Raw genomic sequence first — 17,624 nt, 5'->3', positions numbered from 1 at the left:
ACCTGATCCAACAAAATACATACATCAATGAGGTGGAAAGTTACAATGAAAAAGTGGTTATCTCCCGCACTGCTGATTATCGCCTTTTTGCTGGCGGCAATCGCGCATTATGCGCACTGGAATCCGATCCTTCAGTTCGTTATTGCAGCCATAGCCGTCATTTTTGTAGCCGGCTTCCTCGGACGTGCGACCGAAAGCGTAGCCCATTATGCCGGACAGCGTCTGGGTGGCTTCCTGAATGCCACTTTCGGCAATGCCGCAGAATTGATCATTGCGATCTTTCTGATTAAAGAAGGCCTTTACGATATGGTTAAAGCCAGCTTGACCGGCTCCATTATCGGCAACCTGCTGCTCGTGCTGGGAGCCAGCCTCTTTGCCGGCGGCATGAAGTATAAAGTGCAAAATTATAATGTTTCGCTCGCCGGCCTGAGCGGATCACTGATGATTGTAGCGGTTATCTCCTTATTTGTACCGGCTGTATTTCTGAACACACACTCCATTACAGAAGGGGAAGCCGATACCCTCAGTCTGGTTGTGGCAGGCATTCTCATTCTCGCCTATTTGGCCTGGCTGCTGTTCTCCATGATTACGCATAAGGATTACCTATCTGATGTAACGGATAATGAGGATCAGCAGCTCGCCCATGAGCATGAGCCGGCCTGGTCCAGGGGCAGATCCATTCTGTATCTGGTGCTGGCTACCGTCATGGTCGCCTTTGTCAGCGAATGGCTGGTTGATACGCTGGAGGTCTTTACAACCCGGTTTGGACTGAGCGAGCTGTTTGTGGGCGCATTCCTGGTTGCCATTATCGGCAACGCCGCCGAACACAGCGCCGCTATCATGCTGGCCATGAAGAACAAAATCGGCGCTTCCGTGGAAATTGCGGTTGGCAGCAGCCTTCAGATCGCCCTCTTTGTCGCGCCTGTGCTGATTTTTGTAAGTTATTTTACAGGGGATACGATGGATATCGTCTTCTCTACCATCGAGCTCGTGGCCATCGCCGTTTCGGTATTCATCGCCAAATCAATCACCCAGGACGGCTCAACCAACTGGTATGAGGGTCTCATGCTGCTTGTTGTATACGCCATGCTGGGCGTGTCGTTCTTCCTTGTATGATGATAAAGATGCCAAAAAAGCATGCGGCCATATGGCCGCATGCCTCTTCTATAGTTGCTCGCGCCGGAGTTACTCTTCCTTTTTATTCATAGCCTCGTAGAGCATCGCAAGATTCCGTTCCAGCTTGCTTACCAACTGTTTGCCTACCATTTCAGGGAGAAGTCCGGCACGGACGGCAAAATCGACTTCTTTGGAAAAGCCGTACATTTGAGTATCCAACACTTCCTCATAGAGAGGACAGTAACGGGTAGCCAGGTTTTCCATCTGCACTTCAATGAGCTTGTGTATTTTATCCGCATCTTCTTGAAGCAGAGTAATTGCTTTCAAATTAAGCTGTTCCTGTAAATCAGATGAAGTCACATTTTTCCCCCCTCTGTCTCAAAAATCACATACGCGTCCTACAGTTCATATTAGACGAAATTGCTGGCTAATACAAGAACCTGCTAAAAAAAGCATTCCTGCCGGAATAGGCAGGAATGCTTTTTTTGAGGATTAAAACTAGTCTTCAGCGATCGTAATTTTCAAACCATGCTTGGCGAACACTTCCGCCATCGCAGCTTTGGCTGCGTCGGCATCCGGTCCATGGACATGAAGCTCATAGCTGTGGGTGTCCACAAGCGTAGTGAACAAGCCCAAAATACTTTTCACATCAATGTACTTGTTCTCGGAATGAAGCACGATGGATGAAGTAAATTTGCCTGCTGTCTGAGCAATTTCAACAACGGCCGCATTGTTACTGGACATAAGGAATCCCTCCGCTTTTGACTAAATGATCATGCAGTTTCATTTATTCATATATATAGTAATTACACCTACATGATACATTGAAATCGCTTTCCCAGCAACCATATTATGTTTACTTCAGGTTCTCAGGATTTAGAGCCTCCAGCTCAGGCAGAACAAAAATCCCGTCCTTGCGGATCAGCACATCGTCAAAGTAAATTTCTCCGCCACCGTAGTCCGGACGCTGGATCAGCACCAGGTCCCAATGAATGGAGGAGCGGTTCCCGTTATCTGCCGTTTCGTATGCCTGTCCTGGAGTGAAGTGCAGGCTGCCCGCGATTTTCTCGTCAAACAGAATATCCTTCATCGGATGCAGGATGTAAGGGTTAAAGCCTATAGCGAATTCGCCAATGTGACGCGCTCCCTCGTCCGAGTCCAGAATCTCGTTGATGCGCTCCGTATTATTGCTGGTGGCTTCCACAATTTTGCCGTTTTCAAAACGGAATTTTACATTTTCAAAAGTAACGCCGTTGTACAGTGTAGCCGTGTTATAGCTGATCGTTCCGTTGACGGAATCGCGCACAGGGGCCGTATACACCTCACCGTCAGGGATATTGCATTGGCCGGAGCATTTGACGGCGCCGATTCCTTTAATGGAGAAAGTAAGGTCCGTACCAGGTCCCGTAATGCGAACCTTGTCGGTCCGGTTCATCAGGTCGGCCAGCGCATCCTGCGCCCGGTCCATTTTCGCATAATCCAGATTGCAGACGTCGAAATAAAAATCTTCAAACGCCTCTGTGCTGGTGTTGGCCAGCTGCGCCATACTGGCATTCGGATAACGCAGCACTACCCATTTCGTGTGCTTTACCCGCTGCTCGCTATGTACCGGATGGGAATAAACGGAATTGTACAGCTTCATCTTGTCTTCAGGCACATCGGATAGATCATTCACATTTTCCCCTGCCCGGATGCCGATATAACAATGCATCTGCTTCATGCGGTTCAGGTCGATATCCGCCCAAATCTCCATTTGCTTGCGGGTCGCGTTCTTGAGCATTGCCCGCTGTACCGTGCGGTCTGTCAGCTGTACGAATACGTTGCCGCCTTTCCGTCCCACTTCCTCAATAATAGCGTTCAACAGGTCCCTCTCCGAACCGATCATTTCCACGAGCACGTTCTCGCCGGGTTGAACGTCTACGGAATAACCGACCAGGTTCTGAGCCAGTTTAACAATTCGCGGGTCTTTCATATGCATTTCTCTCCTCTGCAGCGTGTTTATTAAACACTGGTAAATTCAGAACCTATTGTAGCACGCCACGGCTTTTACTTATAGTCCTGAAAAAAAGTATCCGACACTAGCGCCTCATGCTGCACTCCCCCGGCCAGGTCATGATACAGAATACTCGTCTCTGAGGACAACCGCTGCGGCAAAAGAGTTCTGCGGTCCACCGTCAAATGATATACCGTGCGCACCTCGGAGGTATTCAGTCTCCGGCCAAGCTCATCATTCGCTTTTTTCCATGCGGCATCCAGTTCGGTATTAAGCTTGCTGCGCTCCGCTGCAGGCTGCTTGGCTGCAAGCCGCCGAAATCGCCTGTTCACGTCGTCCATCTCTTTTTGCAGGTCAGCGGCCAGCCATTTCTTCGCATCCTTATCCGCCACCTCAATCCTGAACATACGCGTGCCGCGCGGAGCCGCTTTTTCCAGGGTGATCTGCTTATCCAGCTTTCCGAGCTCCTCCAGCCGGCTGACCGGGTTTAGCCTGCCCGGCCTTCCCGCCATGGCATCCGTTCCGTCCCGCCATACTCCGTGGAGTCTGTAAAAGTTCTCGGTTAACCCCGGCCTCTCAGCCTGTGTCTCTGATGCTGCTTCCATCTCTTCATCTGCGGGATTCACCATGCTGACCGTAAGCTGGTCATGGTCGCGGAGCTTGCCCGCAAAATGCACCTGCTGGTGAAATTCACCGCTTTCCCCCAGGCGCAGCGCCGACATCCCGTTAAAATGAAACTCTTCTTTGCCCGCAAGGCCTGACATGACCAGACTGTAATATTCTTCAGGGGTACGGCCGTTGTCCATGGATGTGCAGCCTGTGATGTACAAAGCGGTTAAGCAGATCAGGAAGGCAGCCGCTCCGGACACTGCTCTGAACATACATGACGCTCCTTCCGTTATCATTTCTGTCAGCGTAGTATCCTCTCCATAAGCGCCAAAATATGCATCGGAGAACGAAAAAGATGACGCCCACAAGCATCACCTTTCTTTGTTTATGTCAGTTATCGAGGCAAAACCGCCATGGCTATGTACATTCAGTTACCACCCGGTTGCGCCCCCTTGCCTTGGCACGATAAAGAGCCATGTCAGCTTTATTAAACAGAGTTTCAACACTGATATCCCCGTCGTTACGGCTCCAAGCCGCAATCCCGCATGACACCGTCACGGCTGGCTCTATTTCTGCGGAAACTCTTGTCCTGATCAGCTCGGCGCACTCAACCGCCTGCTGAATTCCGGCCTCTGGCATATAAACGGCAAGCTCTTCCCCTCCCCAACGCGCACAGATGTCTCTTTCGCCCACTGCAGCGAGCACAACGCGGCTTACATGCTCCAACACCGAGTCCCCCTTCAGATGACCGTATGTATCGTTAATTTTCTTGAAGTGGTCGATATCCAGCACAATGAGAGAGCCGCAAAAGTCCTCCTTTTGACAATCCATGATTTTCGCATTCAGATAGCGGCGATTGTGGAGTCCGGTCACCATGTCTGTATTGGCCAGCTGCTTTACTTGCGCGTGCAGCGAAGCATTCATAATGGCAATGCCGATATGGGGTGCAAACATCTGCAGCAGCTTGTAATTATCATAGGAAAAATAATGAGATTTCGGGTGGGAGAGTAAAATTGAACCTTTTACTTTGCCATTAATCGTCAGAGGCACCCCCATAAGAGACCGTGACAGCGTAGCTTCCATAAAAAACGAGACTGCAGGAGTCCGCTCCATGTAATCTGCCAAAATAATCGGTTCTCCGGTCGTGTACAAAATGCTCGAAAAGCCGTAATTCACGGGAAACATGCTCCCTTTCAACTGCGCCTGGGTGCTGCCCATCACCTCAAAGCAGTTTTTCTCCTCATCCAGTTGAACAATGCAGCAATGCTCGGCACTGAATACATTAATCAGCTCCTGCACCGCGAATGTAAAAATATCATCCAGCCGCAGGTTTCGGTTCAGCCGCTGTGCCAGCACATTGATCAGTCTGAGCTCGTGGTTCAGCATGTTGGATTGCTCCAGCAAATTGGCATTTTCAAACGCCGTACCGGCGGTATCCGCCAGCATCGTTATAAGGTCAAGCTCCTCCTGCTCCGGATACTTGTGGTTTGCCGGCAGTTCCATGAGAAAAACACCGTAGATCCCCTGCTTCCCCCGTAAAGGTATGCCAAACTCAAATGCTGCCGTGTCCTCTCCCTGTTGGCTGTTGTCGTCGTCCAAATTCCAGCTGGCAACAAGCGTTCCCTTCATGAAGGCCCGCAGACATATATTATCCTCTCCCTGATGAAGCAGGAGCTGCTTTACCCGGGGATTGCCGCTGCGGCGGTCATGAGACAGAAACAGGGTAAGCCGGACATTCGGAAACAAGTTTTCAATGCTGCTGAACACTTCGTCCAGCAGGGCGTCCACATCTGTTTTATCATGCATGTTCCTGGCGATTTGGAACATCGTGGAGCGCAGCTTCGCTTCCCTGTCCGATTGATTTCTTTTTTTCAGCATGGTCGGCAAAAGCTGATATTCGAACTGCTGGTAAAAGCACGAGCGAAAGTGAAGGGTAGTTGTTTGAAGCAGCTCAGGTTCAGGCAGTGTCCCGCCGGCATGGGCAGTGAAAATCAGCACCGCAAATATCTCCTCATGATGTCTGCTGAATACCGGCAGGGCGGCAGCACGGCGCTTGGAATCCGGTGCGGAGAGCTGTAATTTCCCTGTCTCCAATACCTGCTTGATCAGAAGCGGCCATTCCCCGTCTGCCCTCCCCGGTCCTACCCTTGTTCCCAAAGGAGTGAACACCGCCGTTTCCACTGCGTTTATCCATAGCAGGCCCGAACACTGCTGAAGCCATCTGGCATGCGCATATGACAAAAGCTCGTCAAGATAAGGAAAATCAAAGGAGGTTATGTCCATGTTATTCAGATATGGCATAATTACCGGGTATTGTGCCATGAACACATTTGATTGGCCAACGCTATCACCATCTCTGCCGTTCTGACCCGTCATATGGAACTTTGACATGAAGGACACCGCCCTTTTTGCATTACTGATCTTATGAAAATTGCGTTTATCCGATCATCAATGTATTTTTTTGGGATGAAAATGAAACTGGCTTCTATTATATTACCTTGTAATCTATGACTTTGCACCTACTATTTATAGTCAAAAAGGCCTATCGACAAAATACGACGCGTCCCGCAGCCAGCGTTCGGTGTCTTTGAAAGCGTCTTGATAGACGTTTTTCTTGTCCGCTATTGACTTTGACCATCCATTTCATATAATATATATTGTTGATAAAGACTGTATCTGCCTATGGGCAGCAGTCTTAAATTTTGGGCGTAACAGTTGTGTCACCCTCATCTTTTTTGTTGCTGACAGGACAGCGGCTGAACTTTCCCGTCAGTTAGTGCGCACGAAATCCGGCGCCGAACAAAATGGAGCGCAAAGAGAAGCCCCACTCAAAATTTAATTTATGAAGGAGTTAACTCTATAATGGCACGTTACACTGGTCCTAAATTTAAATTGAGCCGCCGTCTGGGCATCTCCCTGAGCGGTACCGGCAAAGAATTGAAACGCCCTTTCCCTCCAGGACAGCATGGTCCTAACCAACGCAGAAAAGTGAGCAACTACGGCATGCAGCTGGCTGAAAAGCAAAAACTGCGTCATATGTACGGTTTGGGAGAGAAGCAATTCCGCACGCTCTTTAACAAAGCACAGCACATGCAAGGTATTGCCGGTGAGAACTTCATGTTCCTGCTGGAAAGCCGTCTGGACAACCTGGTATTCCGTCTCGGATTTGCGAATTCCCGTGCGGGCGCACGCCAGCTGGTATCCCATGGCCATGTGACTGTAAACGGCAAAAAAGTCGACATCGCTTCTTACCAAGTAAGCCTTGGCGACGTAATCGGTCTGCGTGAAAGAAGCCGCTCTTTGTCTTCCGTCAAAGAAGCTCTTGAAAACCGCACCCATCTGCCTGCTTACCTGGAGTACAACGATGCTGCAGTGGAAGGCAAGTACATCCGTCTGCCTGAGCGCGCTGAGCTGTCCCAGGACATCGACGAGAAACAAATCGTCGAATTCTACAACCGTTAATTTGGAAGCATGCAAGAAGAACCCGGAAATTATTCCGGGTTCTTTTTTTTAGATTGCAGAATTTATACATTCTCAGCGGAGCTGAGCCATTCTGTAATCGCAAGAAAAACTGCTGTTAAACGCGGTCTGTCTTCTGTGAACGTACGCCGATAAACGTTTTTCTTACTTCTCTCAGATTCAGACCAGCTTGAGCTTCGCGAACTTGCGCTTGCCGACCTGAACAATGTCCCCATCCTGCGGTGTGTAATCCGCATTCGGGTCCGCCCACTTTTCTTCATTGATCTTAACGGCGCCCTGCTGGATGCTCCGTCTTGCTTCACCGTTGGAAGCGGCGAAGCCAAGCAGCGTCAGCAGCTTGATGACACGGATGCTTCCGTTCTCAAGCTCGCCGGCCTCCAGATTGAACTCCTCAATGTCCTCCGGAAGCGCGCGCTGCTGAAATACCGTAACGAAATGCTCCTGGGCTGCTTTTGCTGCTTCATCCCCATGGTACATCCGGACAAGGGTACGGGCCAGCAGCATTTTGGCATCACGGGGATGCACGCTGCCGTCCTTCAGCCCCTCCTCCATCTTATTAAGCTCCTCGATGGAAATATCAGTCGCAAGCTCAAAGTACTTGAGCATCAGCTCATCCGGCACAGACATGGCCTTCCCGTACATCTCATTCGGTTCCTCATCGATTCCGATGTAGTTGCCAAGGCTTTTGCTCATTTTCTGAACACCGTCCAGACCTTCCAGCAGAGGCAGCATCATGGTGGCCTGGGTATCTACGCCGTATTCCTTCTGCAAAGTGCGTCCCATGAGGAGGTTGAACTTCTGGTCCGTACCGCCCAGCTCCACATCGCTCTTCAGCGCGACGGAGTCCATGCCCTGCATGAGCGGATAGAAAAACTCATGAATGCTGATCGGCAGGCCGCCCTGGAAGCGTTTCGTGAAATCGTCTCTTTCCATCATGCGGGCCACGGTCACTTTAGCGGAAAGGTTCACCACGTCGGCAAAGGTCATAGGCCCGAGCCATTCCGAATTGTAGTAGACATTCGTCTTTTCAGGGTCGAGAATTTTGAAAAGCTGCTTCTTATACGTTTCCGCATTGCGCTGCACGTCCTCTTCGGACAGCTGCTTGCGCGTCTCGGATTTGCCGGTCGGGTCGCCGATCCGGCCCGTGAAATCGCCGATAATCAGCTGCACCTGGTGACCAAGCTCCTGAAACTGCCGCAGCTTGTGCATCACGACCGTATGCCCGATATGCAGATCCGGGGCCGACGGGTCAAGCCCGAGCTTGACCTTCAATGGCTCGCCGCTCACGACCGATTTCGCGATTTTTTGCTTGAATTCATCCTCTGGAACAATTTCCACCACTCCGCGCGTCAGAATAGCGAGCTGGCGCTCCGTTTCAGCCTGCTGCGCAGGGGTAAGCTCTTCCCACTTCATATTTACTGATTCCTCCCGTGTTTTAAAAATGCACAAAAAGGCTCCTTCCCATCCCAAGGGACGAGAAGGAGCCTGCTCGCGTTACCACCCTAATTAAAGCGCACGCCTCGGAGAGCGATGCACTTTCACTTCATTCCAATAACGGGTCTCTGCCCGGTACCGGACTACTGCAGGAATGCTTGCTTTGCCTCCCTGTTCATCCGGACAGCTCCAGACGGTAATTCAAAGGCGGGGCGTCTACGGTTCGCACCAGCCACCGTCTCTCTGCGCACGCCTTGCCGCCTTTTACTTCAGTCTTTCCCAGCTTTTATCCATATGTACTTTTAAGAGGTAGTTCAAAAAGTCATCTTTTGATCACGAAGGAAGTCAGGAAGCGGACTCGACATCGAATCTTGAATTCAGCCGGGCCTTCCGGGGCTCACGTACCCTTAGTACGCTCCGCTCCTCAGTCCCTATCTTCATTCAACCTTCTCGGTGCTGAAAACCTGACTTTTTGAACTCGCACTTTAACTACTTTGAACTATTTATAACATAATTTTTTTGCGCAAGTCAACGTGCGGGAAATCCGGCTTTAAGCTTATGGGTTGAAATAGCATTTTTATGCTATAATAGTGCCTGTTAAAAGGAGGATAGCTTGATGGTTGATGAGAAAAAAATTCCCCCTGACCGACAGGGTTCCCGTGCAAAAACCATTTTTCGCAGAATCGGCGTCACCCTGAAATGGATCGTGGTGCTGGGCTGCATGGGGATATTGTTCGCCGGTGGAGCCGTGTCGGGGTACGTGGCGTCCATCGTAAAGGATGAGCCTGTACGCTCCAGGGAGATGATCGAGCAAAAGGTGGGCGAAAACGCCATTACCGGATTCGCCTACTTTGAAGATGGCTCACCGATCGGACAGCTTCGTACCGAAGAGGACAGACGTCCTGTCACTTATGAGCAAATCCCGCAGATCGTCATCGATGCGGTTGTCGCCATTGAGGATAATCGTTTTTATGAGCATAAAGGCGTGGATTTCTCAGGTACTATGCGCGCGGTCAAACAAAAGGTGCTTAACGAATCCGTCCAGACCGGCGGCAGCACGCTGACTCAGCAGCTGGCGCGGCGCGTGTTCCTGAATCTTGACCGCACTGAAGACCGCAAAGTCAAAGAAATTTTGCTGGCGCTGCGCCTGGAACGGTTTATGACCAAGGAACAGATTATGACCGCTTATTTGAACAAGGTTCCATACGGCAACGGCTCCAACGGATACAACGTGTTCGGTATTAAAGCTGCAGCCAAAGGCATTTTTAACATTACGGATCTGAGCAAGCTGAACATTGCCCAGGCGGCGTATCTGGCCGGGCTCCCGCAGCTGCCAAGTACTTATTCCGCCTTTAACGGCAAAGGGGAATTTAACGAATCGGCCTTTAAAAAGGCCATGAACCGGCAGAAGCTGGTGCTCTCCCGCATGCTGGAGGAAGGCAAGATCACCCAGGCGCAATACGATGAAGCCCTGGACTTTGATATCAAGAAATCGCTGGCAAAGAGAACAGTCAAGGCCTACAATACTTATCCATATCTTATGATGGAAACAGAGCGGCAGGCTACCCAAATCCTGATGTCTCTCCAAAAGGGCACAGAGCAGCAGTCAGGAGCGGAAACGGGGAAAAATGCGGCTAACCAGATCAATCAGGAAGAAGCGCTGCAGCAGCTGCGCACCGGCGGGTACAGAGTTTATACGACCATTGATAAAACCGTATATAACACGATGCGAAGCATCGCCGAAAATGCCAACAATTTCTCGCCGACCAGCCAAACGAAAGGCATGGAACAGACGGCCGCCATGCTGATCAATCATAAGACAGGCGCTATTCTAGGCATGATTGAAGGCCGCGATTTTAATGAAGAGCAGATGAACTACGCCACACAGATGGTACGTCAGCCCGGTTCGGCCATGAAGCCGATCGCCGCTTATTTGCCGGCACTGGAGGCAGGGTTGGTTCAACCTGGCAGCGTATTGGATGATGCGCCTATTATTCTTAAAGACGGAGTGAACGGATACCATATTCCAAAAAACTCCAATAACCGCTACGAAGGACTTGTAACGGCGCGTTATGCGCTTAATAAATCAATTAATACGGTTGCGCTAAAGATATTCAACGATAAAGTAGGCATTGATAAGGCCTGGGCATTCGTCAAGAAGCTCGGCATTACGACCATTGAAGATAGCGATTACCAGGCCACGACCGGAGTTCTCGGAGGACTGAAATATGGTGTGACCGTAGAGGAATTAACGAATGCCTACGGCGCTATCGCCAATGGCGGTGTGTTCAATGATGCCTATATGATCAGCAAAATTGTCGATTCCAAAGGAAATATCGTCTATCAGCATAAAGCCGAGCCCGTAAAGGCATTCTCGCCGCAAACCGCCTACCTGATGACAGATATGCTGAAAACTGTCGTAAGAGATGGCACAGGGGCGCTCGTGAACCGCAATTTCAAGCACAAGGATATTCCGATCGTGGGCAAAACGGGAACGACTCAGTCCTATACTGACGTGTGGTTTGAAGGGTTTACACCGGACGTCACGCTCGGCGTTTGGGTGGGCTATAAGCAGCAGATCCACAAGCTCGAAACAAGTGCGCAGAAGGAGCGGGCACGGCGTCTGTGGGCAACCATTATGAATGAGGTTGTCGATTCGGACCCGCAGCTCTTTAAAGATCATGAATTCGAGAAGCCGGACGGCATCGTGACCCGTACCGTGTCGGCGTACAGCGGCAAGCTGCCTACTTCCTTAACCAACAAGTTCGTGACGGATATTTTCAATGCCAAGTATGTTCCAACCCAAAGCGACGATGGGGTCGCAAGAGCGAAATATATTACGTATAACGGAGTCAACTATATTCCACGTGACGGCACGCCTGATGAATTCCTGAGCCAGCAGACCGTCATCAAACGTGATAAACCGATTTCCGAGCTGATCAAGGAGCTGCAGAATGCATTTTCCAAGATGAAAGAGCATAACTCCCTTTCCTATTATCTCCCGGCCGACGCGGATGACGAGCTTCCAACCCGGGTAGACCCAAGAAAGGATAACGGAAGAGACCCTGAACCTCCTGCGAATGTTCAGGCAAGTATTGAAGGCGGAAAGGCGGTTATCACCTTCTCGCCTAGCGGGGATGACGATGTCGTGGGCTACCGGCTGTACCGCTCTTCCGGTGACGGCTTCAGTCCAACCGGAAAAATCGTTATGGCTGACGGCTCCAGGGTGTTCACGGATTCACCAGGGGAGTTCTATGTCACGGCAGTCGATGTGGCAGGGCGTGAATCGGCGCCTAGCACCAGCACCACCGCCGTACCTAATCCAGATCCTGATCCGGTTCTGGAGGATCCTGCTAACGGTGAAGGTGAACAACCGAGCGCCCCTCCTTCCGCTCCAGGGCAGCCTGTGGCGGAAGCGGCCGGAGGCGGCATCAGGCTTCAATGGCCAGCCAATGGACCGGAGCAAGGTATTATCGGTTATAACGTGTATTACAGTGAGAACGGAAAAGAGCCTTTTAATTTAGTCGGCTCCGCCCGTTTTACGCAATTTGATTACAACAAGGGCGGGAAAAAGAAGGCGAAGGGATGGTTCCGCATTACCGCAGTGAACACACTGGGCGAATCCCCTCCTTCATCCCCCGTTTATCAGCAAAACTAATTTAAAAGAGCGAGTATCGGTGGTTGCATTTCCACCAATACTCGCTCTTTCTCTTTACTTTAGCCAGTCGTACATTCACTTTGTGGCATGAAGGACAAAAGTTCAAGAACAGGGGGAAATTCGATCCTGTTCTTGACCTTTTCACCATATCAGAAATCAACAGGAGATTGGTGATTTCTGATTGCTATTTTAAGTTTGGGTATGCACGAAGCAGCGGAGAGGACGAAGCAATTCCGGAAAAGCGCAGCGTTCGCCTTTGACCCCAAATTTCTTCCCTATGCAGAATAATTCATAGAAATTTGGGGTCAACAGCGATTGCAGGAATGCTTCGTTCTCGGAGCGTCTCACAACATCCCACAACTTGCGAAAGCAGCAGCTCAGCCAATGTCATCAATCCTCAATAGTCGACAGATCTCCAGTTGGCAGCTCAAGCTCCCAGGCCTTCAGCACACGGCGCATGATTTTACCAGAACGCGTTTTCGGAAGTTTGTCTTTGAATTCAATTTCCCGCGGAGCGGCATGAGCCGACAGACCTCCCCTGACAAAACGGTAGATCTCCTCCTTCAGCTCTTCGGAAGGCTCATATCCTTCACGCAAAGCGATAAACGCCTTGATAATTTCACCGCGCATCGGGTCAGGCTTGCCGATAACTCCTGCCTCGGCAACCGCCGGATGTTCAACCAGCTTGCTCTCTACTTCGAATGGTCCGATTCGTTCCCCGGAAGAATTGATGACATCATCAATCCGTCCCTGAAACCAGAAGTACCCGTCTTCATCCATATAAGCGGAGTCGCCGGATACGTACCAGCCGCTGAAGCGGAAGTATTCATCATACTTCGCCGGGTTGTTCCAGATCTTTCGCATCATGGACGGCCAGCCCGTCCGGATCGCCAAATTCCCCATCCGATTCGGCGGAAGCACCTTGCCTTCATCATCTAGGATAGCAGCTTCGATGCCAGGCAGCGGTTTGCCCATGGAGCCTGGCTTAATGGCCATCTCGGGATAATTGCAGATCAGCTGCCCTCCGGTCTCCGTCATCCACCATGTGTCATGAATACGCTGCCCGTAAGCCTTCCAGCCCCAGCGCACCACTTCTGGATTGAGAGGTTCACCGACCGACAGCACATGCCGCAGGCTGCTTAAATCGTATTTATCGAGTATTTCTTCGTTGGCCCCCATCAGCATGCGAAATGCGGTAGGAGCGCTGTACCAGACGGTTACCTGATAACGCTCTATCGTTCTGTACCAGTTTTCCGGACTGAAGCGACCGCCACGGATCACATTCGTGGCTCCGTTAAGCCAGGGGGCAAATATTCCGTAAGAGGTCCCCGTTACCCAACCGGGGTCTGCCGTACACCAAAAGATATCGCCCTCACGGAGATCAAGCACCACCCTGCCTGTGTAGTAATGCTGGATCATGGCATTTTGTACATGATACACGCCTTTGGGTTTCCCGGTTGAACCGGATGTATAGTGAATGATCATTCCGTCTTCACGGTCCAGCCACTCAGGCTCAAATTCATAGGAAGCCTGATCCATCTCGGCTTTGAAGTCGATGACCTCGCCTGCCAATTGTGAGCAGTCCCCTACCACGAAGACATGCTTGAGCTCCGGCAGCTCATCTCTGGGGATGCGGCCGAGCAGCTCCGGAGTAGTCACAATAGCGACTGCCCCGCTGTCTTCAAGCCGGTCTTTGACAGCTGTTTCCATAAATGCTTCAAATAGCGGCCCTACCACGGCCCCAACCTTCAAAATCCCCAAGAGAGCAATAATCAGCTCAGGTGAACGCGGCATGAAAACAAATACCCGTTCCCCTTTGGCAATATGGTACTTGCGCAGCACATTGCCGAACCTGTTGGACTCCATGCAAAGCTGCATAAAAGTGTAGGATTCCTCACGCTGTCCATCGCAATAGAGCAGCGCGGTTTTATGACCACGGCCTTCATAGACATGCCGGTCTATTGCTTCGTGAGCCATGTTTACCTTCCCTGTTCGGGACCATGTAAAGTGATTCTCAACATCCTTCCACTGAAAACGCTTGCAGGCTTGTTCATATGAACCCATGTTTGATGCGTAAACGACACTTTCCAGTTGCTCGCCCTTCATGTCCTTCAGCCTCCTCTTGGTACAAATGTGAGTACTAATCATAGTCAGAACTTGCTCAAAGAAGAATCCAGATGCTCAACCAAAAATATGAATTTTTTATGTCATCGACAGTATATCACAGGCGGACTGTGACGGTCATCCTTTTCAAGCCATTGTTTTTTTGATATAAGTAGGTTGATACGTAGGAGCGCCAGTATGGTTGGGAAAGGAGCCTGCTATGGAGCATACAAAGATGTACAGGGTTCATGAGATGGCTGCCCGTCATGGGAATTTAACCGTTGAAGGACCGGTACTCGAATCCTATCTGCGGGATCTGCTGATGCACAAACAGTTGGATGCGTTCCGCACTCCGCGAGAGCAGCACAACGCTCTCATGGATATCGCCTCACTGCCTGAAGGGCGTGTGATCATCGCAAGAGACGGAAATGTCATAGTCGGTTATGTCACCTTTCACTATCCGGATGAATGTGAACGTTGGTCGGAAGGTGGAATGAAAAATTTGCTTGAGCTTGGAGCCATTGAGGTAGCGGATGATTACCGTTATGCCGGGCTGGGCAAGCAGATGCTAAGGACGGCGTTTGAAGACGGCCAACTGGATGATTATATCGTATTTACGACAGAATACTATTGGCACTGGGACTTAAAAAACACGCAAATGACCGTCTGGGACTACCGCAAAATGATGGAGAAGCTGATGAAAACAGTGGATATGGTCTGGTTTGCTACCGATGATCCCGAAATTTGCGCCCATCCGGCCAACTGCCTGATGGTGAGGGTCGGAAGCCGGGTGCCTCTCAGCTCGGCAGAGAAGTTTGACCGTGTCCGGTTCCGCAACCGTTTCATGTATTAAATCATTTGTCAAAATGCTGAAGCATATGTTCTACAATTTGATGTGAGCGACGGGAAGCCTCAACCGTAAATTCCGCAAAATTCGCATGTGCGGAGCCATCCGCTTTATCGGACATGGAACGGAGCACGACAAATGGCACACCGTTCATGTGACAGGCTTGCGCCACCGCTGCTCCTTCCATCTCCGTGCAGGCTCCATCCATTTCTGTATACAGGGCCGTGACGGTATCCCTATCCGCCACGAACTGGTCACCGGAAAGCACCCTGCCTGTCAGATAATGGTCTCCCCTGGCCTGGCAGGCCTGCTCCGCCAATTGAATCAGCCGGCGGTCGGCCGCAAACTCAGAGGTGTCCTGATAAGGAATGATTCCTCGCGCAAAACCGAGCGGCGTCACATCCATATCATGCTGCATACAGGTTGAAGAGATCACGATGTCGCCAATGTTCAATTCAGGATTCACGGCACCGGCTACACCCGTAAAAATAACACTGTTCACGCCAAAGCCATCGATCAGAATCTGTGTCGTAACCGCAGCGTTCACTTTGCCTACACCCGATTTGCATACAACTACACGGTGACCGTGGAGGGTGCCCTCCGTATATGTGATTCCCGCCTTGACGGTCTTGATGGCTGTCTGCATGCCTGACAGCAGCAGTTCGATTTCCTCGTCCATTGCACCTATAAGACCAATGACCTGACTCATTCGTTCATCCCTTCCTGCCTGTAAAATCCAATTTTCAAAAATAAAATGATTGAAAAAAGCCCCTTACGGAGCTTTTTCAACGTTGTATGCCATTGTTTAATCCAAATGACTGACGGACAGGCGCAGAATCGTTTCATGCGGCAGAATGACCCGCGGATTTTCGACATTTTCCTTCTTCATCAGCTTGGTCAAAAGACGCATAGCGACAGCTCCCAGATCATACATCGGCTGGGCAACCGTCGTCAGCTGAGGACGAACCATGGATGCCATGCGGATATTGTCTACACTGATGATGGAGAAATCATCCGGAACCTTCAGGCCCTCGTCCTGAATGCTGTGAATCGCGCCGATGGCCATTTCATCCGTTGCTGCGAAGATCGCGGTCGGCTTCTTCTTCAGACCGAGGAAATATTTCATGGCCTCGACCCCGGACTCATAGCGGTAGTTGCCGATGCGTACAAGGTCTTCCTGATATTCGATACCTGCCGCTTCAAGAGCTTTCTTATACCCTTGGAAGCGGGCATAACCATTAGCTGGATCCTGCAGCGTACCGCTGATCATGGCAATCTGGCGGTGTCCGTGGCGTACCAGCGTGCTTACCGCGTCAAATGCCGCGCTCTCGTGGTCAATGTCAACGGACGGATACATTCCTTTCTCATCGCTTGTCGCACACAATACGATAGGTACGGCCGCCGTCTGGAAAGCCTGAATATGCTCATCCGTTACAGTGCCGCCCATAAAGAGAAGTCCATCCACCTGCTTCTCCAGCAGAGTGTTAATGACACGGATCTCTTTCTCCTTGCGCTTGTCGGCGTTACACAAAATGATGTTATAGTGATACATGTTGGCGATATCTTCAATTCCCCTTGCAATTTCAGCAAAAATGGAATTGGATATATCGGGAATCACGACGCCGACCGTCGTGGTTTTCTTGCTTGCCAGTCCGCGTGCAACCGCATTCGGCCGATATCCCAGCCGCTCAATGGCCTCATAAACTTTCTTGCGGGTTTGCGGTTTTACGTTCGGGTTATTGTTGACTACGCGGGATACCGTCGCCATTGAGACGCCGGCTTCGCGAGCAACATCATAGATGGTTACCGTCACATTCCTTCTCTCCATTGCCGATAAATTTTCATTACATGACCCAGCTTCCAATTAAAAACATGATACGACAAAAAACCGCTTTATGCAATCAAAGTGCGGTCAGATCCCGCTTAATGTCTCCTGCAAACGGACGCTGGTGATGCTGCCATGAGAGGTATCCCATACAGCCTTTCCGTCCCTGACCAGAATAACCTGTGGCGACTCATGCTTCACGCCCAACCTTGCCGCAGTCTCGTTGGAGACAGGACGGTCCTCCACTACGTAAATGATACCGTATTCAACATTGGACGCAGGTGTCCCCTGCAGGTAGGCTTCCATCTCCTGATGCGCTCTTGCACTGATTGGACAGCGCGTGCTGTGTTTAAACAGCAGCAGCGGCTTTGCGGCCGAAGCTGTCAACGCACTGTCCAGCTGTTCGATCGTGCTCAACTTATACATGGTTGCCATTGGACATACATCCTTTCGCATGAAAGAGTCTTAAGACTATGGAAAGAAAAACATCTAGCGACGCACTTTCACAGAAGACAGACCGTATTTAGCGGAAGTTTTCTTGCAACTAAAGGAAGCTTCA

Annotated in this window: 14 protein-coding genes and 1 other annotated feature; of the genes, 4 read left to right on the top strand and 10 right to left on the bottom strand. The window is 50.6% G+C overall.

Features of this window, described 5'->3' with window-relative positions; all coding sequences use genetic code 11:
• Positions 1 to 45: 45 nt before the first annotated feature.
• Positions 46 to 1,116 carry a calcium/proton exchanger gene (gene cax / locus ACE5KN_RS22195; protein ID WP_375524131.1) on the top strand — a complete coding sequence of 357 codons (1,071 nt, stop codon included), beginning with the start codon at positions 46 to 48 and terminating at the stop codon, positions 1,114 to 1,116.
• 69 nt (positions 1,117 to 1,185) lie between these two features.
• Here cax and ACE5KN_RS22190 read toward each other — a convergent pair whose 3' ends face one another.
• The 5 genes from ACE5KN_RS22190 to ACE5KN_RS22170 form a co-directional block, all read right to left on the bottom strand.
• Complete coding sequence (locus tag ACE5KN_RS22190) at positions 1,186 to 1,476, bottom strand: Fpa/YlaN family protein (RefSeq protein ID WP_375353929.1); 291 nt, start codon at positions 1,474 to 1,476, stop codon at positions 1,186 to 1,188.
• Between the two features lie 138 nt (positions 1,477 to 1,614).
• Positions 1,615 to 1,860 (bottom strand): HPr family phosphocarrier protein, encoded by a 246-nt coding sequence (locus tag ACE5KN_RS22185; RefSeq protein ID WP_355319337.1) that lies wholly within the window; start codon positions 1,858 to 1,860, stop codon positions 1,615 to 1,617.
• Between the two features lie 112 nt (positions 1,861 to 1,972).
• Complete coding sequence (locus ACE5KN_RS22180; RefSeq protein WP_375524130.1) at positions 1,973 to 3,088, bottom strand: aminopeptidase; 1,116 nt, start codon at positions 3,086 to 3,088, stop codon at positions 1,973 to 1,975.
• A 74-nt stretch (positions 3,089 to 3,162) separates the two neighbouring features.
• Complete coding sequence (locus ACE5KN_RS22175; protein ID WP_375524129.1) at positions 3,163 to 3,990, bottom strand: hypothetical protein; 828 nt, start codon at positions 3,988 to 3,990, stop codon at positions 3,163 to 3,165.
• Between the two features lie 145 nt (positions 3,991 to 4,135).
• The gene (locus ACE5KN_RS22170; RefSeq protein ID WP_375533155.1) at positions 4,136 to 6,109 is read right to left on the bottom strand and encodes a sensor domain-containing diguanylate cyclase; all 1,974 of its coding nucleotides are present in this window, start codon (positions 6,107 to 6,109) and stop codon (positions 4,136 to 4,138) included.
• 471 nt (positions 6,110 to 6,580) lie between these two features.
• Here ACE5KN_RS22170 and rpsD point away from each other — a divergent pair, with 471 nt between their 5' ends.
• Positions 6,581 to 7,180: a 30S ribosomal protein S4 gene (gene rpsD, locus ACE5KN_RS22165; protein ID WP_375524127.1), complete on the top strand. Its 600-nt coding sequence runs from the start codon at positions 6,581 to 6,583 to the stop codon at positions 7,178 to 7,180.
• A gap of 177 nt (positions 7,181 to 7,357) precedes the next feature.
• Here the strand turns inward: rpsD and tyrS are convergent, their stop codons facing one another.
• Positions 7,358 to 8,611, bottom strand: a complete 1,254-nt coding sequence (gene tyrS / locus ACE5KN_RS22160) for a tyrosine--tRNA ligase (RefSeq protein WP_375524126.1) — start codon at positions 8,609 to 8,611, stop codon at positions 7,358 to 7,360.
• Between the two features lie 53 nt (positions 8,612 to 8,664).
• Positions 8,665 to 8,922, bottom strand: a binding site (T-box leader).
• 326 nt (positions 8,923 to 9,248) lie between these two features.
• On the opposite strand from tyrS, the gene ACE5KN_RS22155 reads away from it, so the two are divergent.
• Positions 9,249 to 12,290: a transglycosylase domain-containing protein gene (locus ACE5KN_RS22155; RefSeq protein WP_375524125.1), complete on the top strand. Its 3,042-nt coding sequence runs from the start codon at positions 9,249 to 9,251 to the stop codon at positions 12,288 to 12,290.
• Positions 12,291 to 12,680: 390 nt separating this feature from the next.
• On the opposite strand, the gene acsA is transcribed toward ACE5KN_RS22155, so the two are convergent.
• A complete protein-coding gene (acsA, locus tag ACE5KN_RS22150) occupies positions 12,681 to 14,396 on the bottom strand; it encodes an acetate--CoA ligase (protein ID WP_375524124.1) in 1,716 nt (571 codons plus the stop codon).
• A 217-nt stretch (positions 14,397 to 14,613) separates the two neighbouring features.
• On the opposite strand from acsA, the gene ACE5KN_RS22145 reads away from it, so the two are divergent.
• On the top strand, positions 14,614 to 15,246 hold the full coding sequence (locus ACE5KN_RS22145; protein ID WP_375524123.1) for a GNAT family N-acetyltransferase: 633 nt from the start codon (positions 14,614 to 14,616) through the stop codon (positions 15,244 to 15,246).
• Position 15,247: 1 nt separating this feature from the next.
• On the opposite strand, the gene ACE5KN_RS22140 is transcribed toward ACE5KN_RS22145, so the two are convergent.
• The 3 genes from ACE5KN_RS22140 to ytxJ form a co-directional block, all read right to left on the bottom strand.
• On the bottom strand, positions 15,248 to 15,949 hold the full coding sequence (locus ACE5KN_RS22140; protein WP_375524122.1) for a 5'-methylthioadenosine/adenosylhomocysteine nucleosidase: 702 nt from the start codon (positions 15,947 to 15,949) through the stop codon (positions 15,248 to 15,250).
• A gap of 96 nt (positions 15,950 to 16,045) precedes the next feature.
• A complete protein-coding gene (gene ccpA, locus ACE5KN_RS22135) occupies positions 16,046 to 17,053 on the bottom strand; it encodes a catabolite control protein A (protein ID WP_355319510.1) in 1,008 nt (335 codons plus the stop codon).
• Positions 17,054 to 17,152: 99 nt separating this feature from the next.
• The gene (gene ytxJ / locus ACE5KN_RS22130; RefSeq protein ID WP_375524121.1) at positions 17,153 to 17,500 is read right to left on the bottom strand and encodes a bacillithiol system redox-active protein YtxJ; all 348 of its coding nucleotides are present in this window, start codon (positions 17,498 to 17,500) and stop codon (positions 17,153 to 17,155) included.
• Positions 17,501 to 17,624 lie beyond the last annotated feature (124 nt).

The sequence above is a fragment of the Paenibacillus terreus genome, from assembly GCF_042138595.1.
Lineage (GTDB): Bacteria > Bacillota > Bacilli > Paenibacillales > Paenibacillaceae > Paenibacillus > Paenibacillus terreus.
This window is presented reverse-complemented; position numbering and strand designations above follow the sequence as displayed.

What these genes read in the sequence shown, in the direction of transcription:
- ACE5KN_RS22185 (WP_355319337.1), bottom strand. Translation starts at nt 1,860, where the DNA reads ATGTCCAGTAACAATGCGGCCGTTGTTGAAATTGCTCAGACAGCAGGC.
- rpsD (WP_375524127.1), top strand. Translation starts at nt 6,581, where the DNA reads ATGGCACGTTACACTGGTCCTAAATTTAAATTGAGCCGCCGTCTGGGC.
- ACE5KN_RS22145 (WP_375524123.1), top strand. Translation starts at nt 14,614, where the DNA reads ATGGAGCATACAAAGATGTACAGGGTTCATGAGATGGCTGCCCGTCAT.
- ACE5KN_RS22170 (WP_375533155.1), bottom strand. Translation starts at nt 6,109, where the DNA reads ATGTCAAAGTTCCATATGACGGGTCAGAACGGCAGAGATGGTGATAGC.
- ACE5KN_RS22155 (WP_375524125.1), top strand. Translation starts at nt 9,249, where the DNA reads ATGGTTGATGAGAAAAAAATTCCCCCTGACCGACAGGGTTCCCGTGCA.
- tyrS (WP_375524126.1), bottom strand. Translation starts at nt 8,611, where the DNA reads ATGAAGTGGGAAGAGCTTACCCCTGCGCAGCAGGCTGAAACGGAGCGC.
- ACE5KN_RS22140 (WP_375524122.1), bottom strand. Translation starts at nt 15,949, where the DNA reads ATGAGTCAGGTCATTGGTCTTATAGGTGCAATGGACGAGGAAATCGAA.
- ACE5KN_RS22175 (WP_375524129.1), bottom strand. Translation starts at nt 3,990, where the DNA reads ATGTTCAGAGCAGTGTCCGGAGCGGCTGCCTTCCTGATCTGCTTAACC.
- ACE5KN_RS22180 (WP_375524130.1), bottom strand. Translation starts at nt 3,088, where the DNA reads ATGAAAGACCCGCGAATTGTTAAACTGGCTCAGAACCTGGTCGGTTAT.
- cax (WP_375524131.1), top strand. Translation starts at nt 46, where the DNA reads ATGAAAAAGTGGTTATCTCCCGCACTGCTGATTATCGCCTTTTTGCTG.
- ytxJ (WP_375524121.1), bottom strand. Translation starts at nt 17,500, where the DNA reads ATGGCAACCATGTATAAGTTGAGCACGATCGAACAGCTGGACAGTGCG.
- acsA (WP_375524124.1), bottom strand. Translation starts at nt 14,396, where the DNA reads ATGAAGGGCGAGCAACTGGAAAGTGTCGTTTACGCATCAAACATGGGT.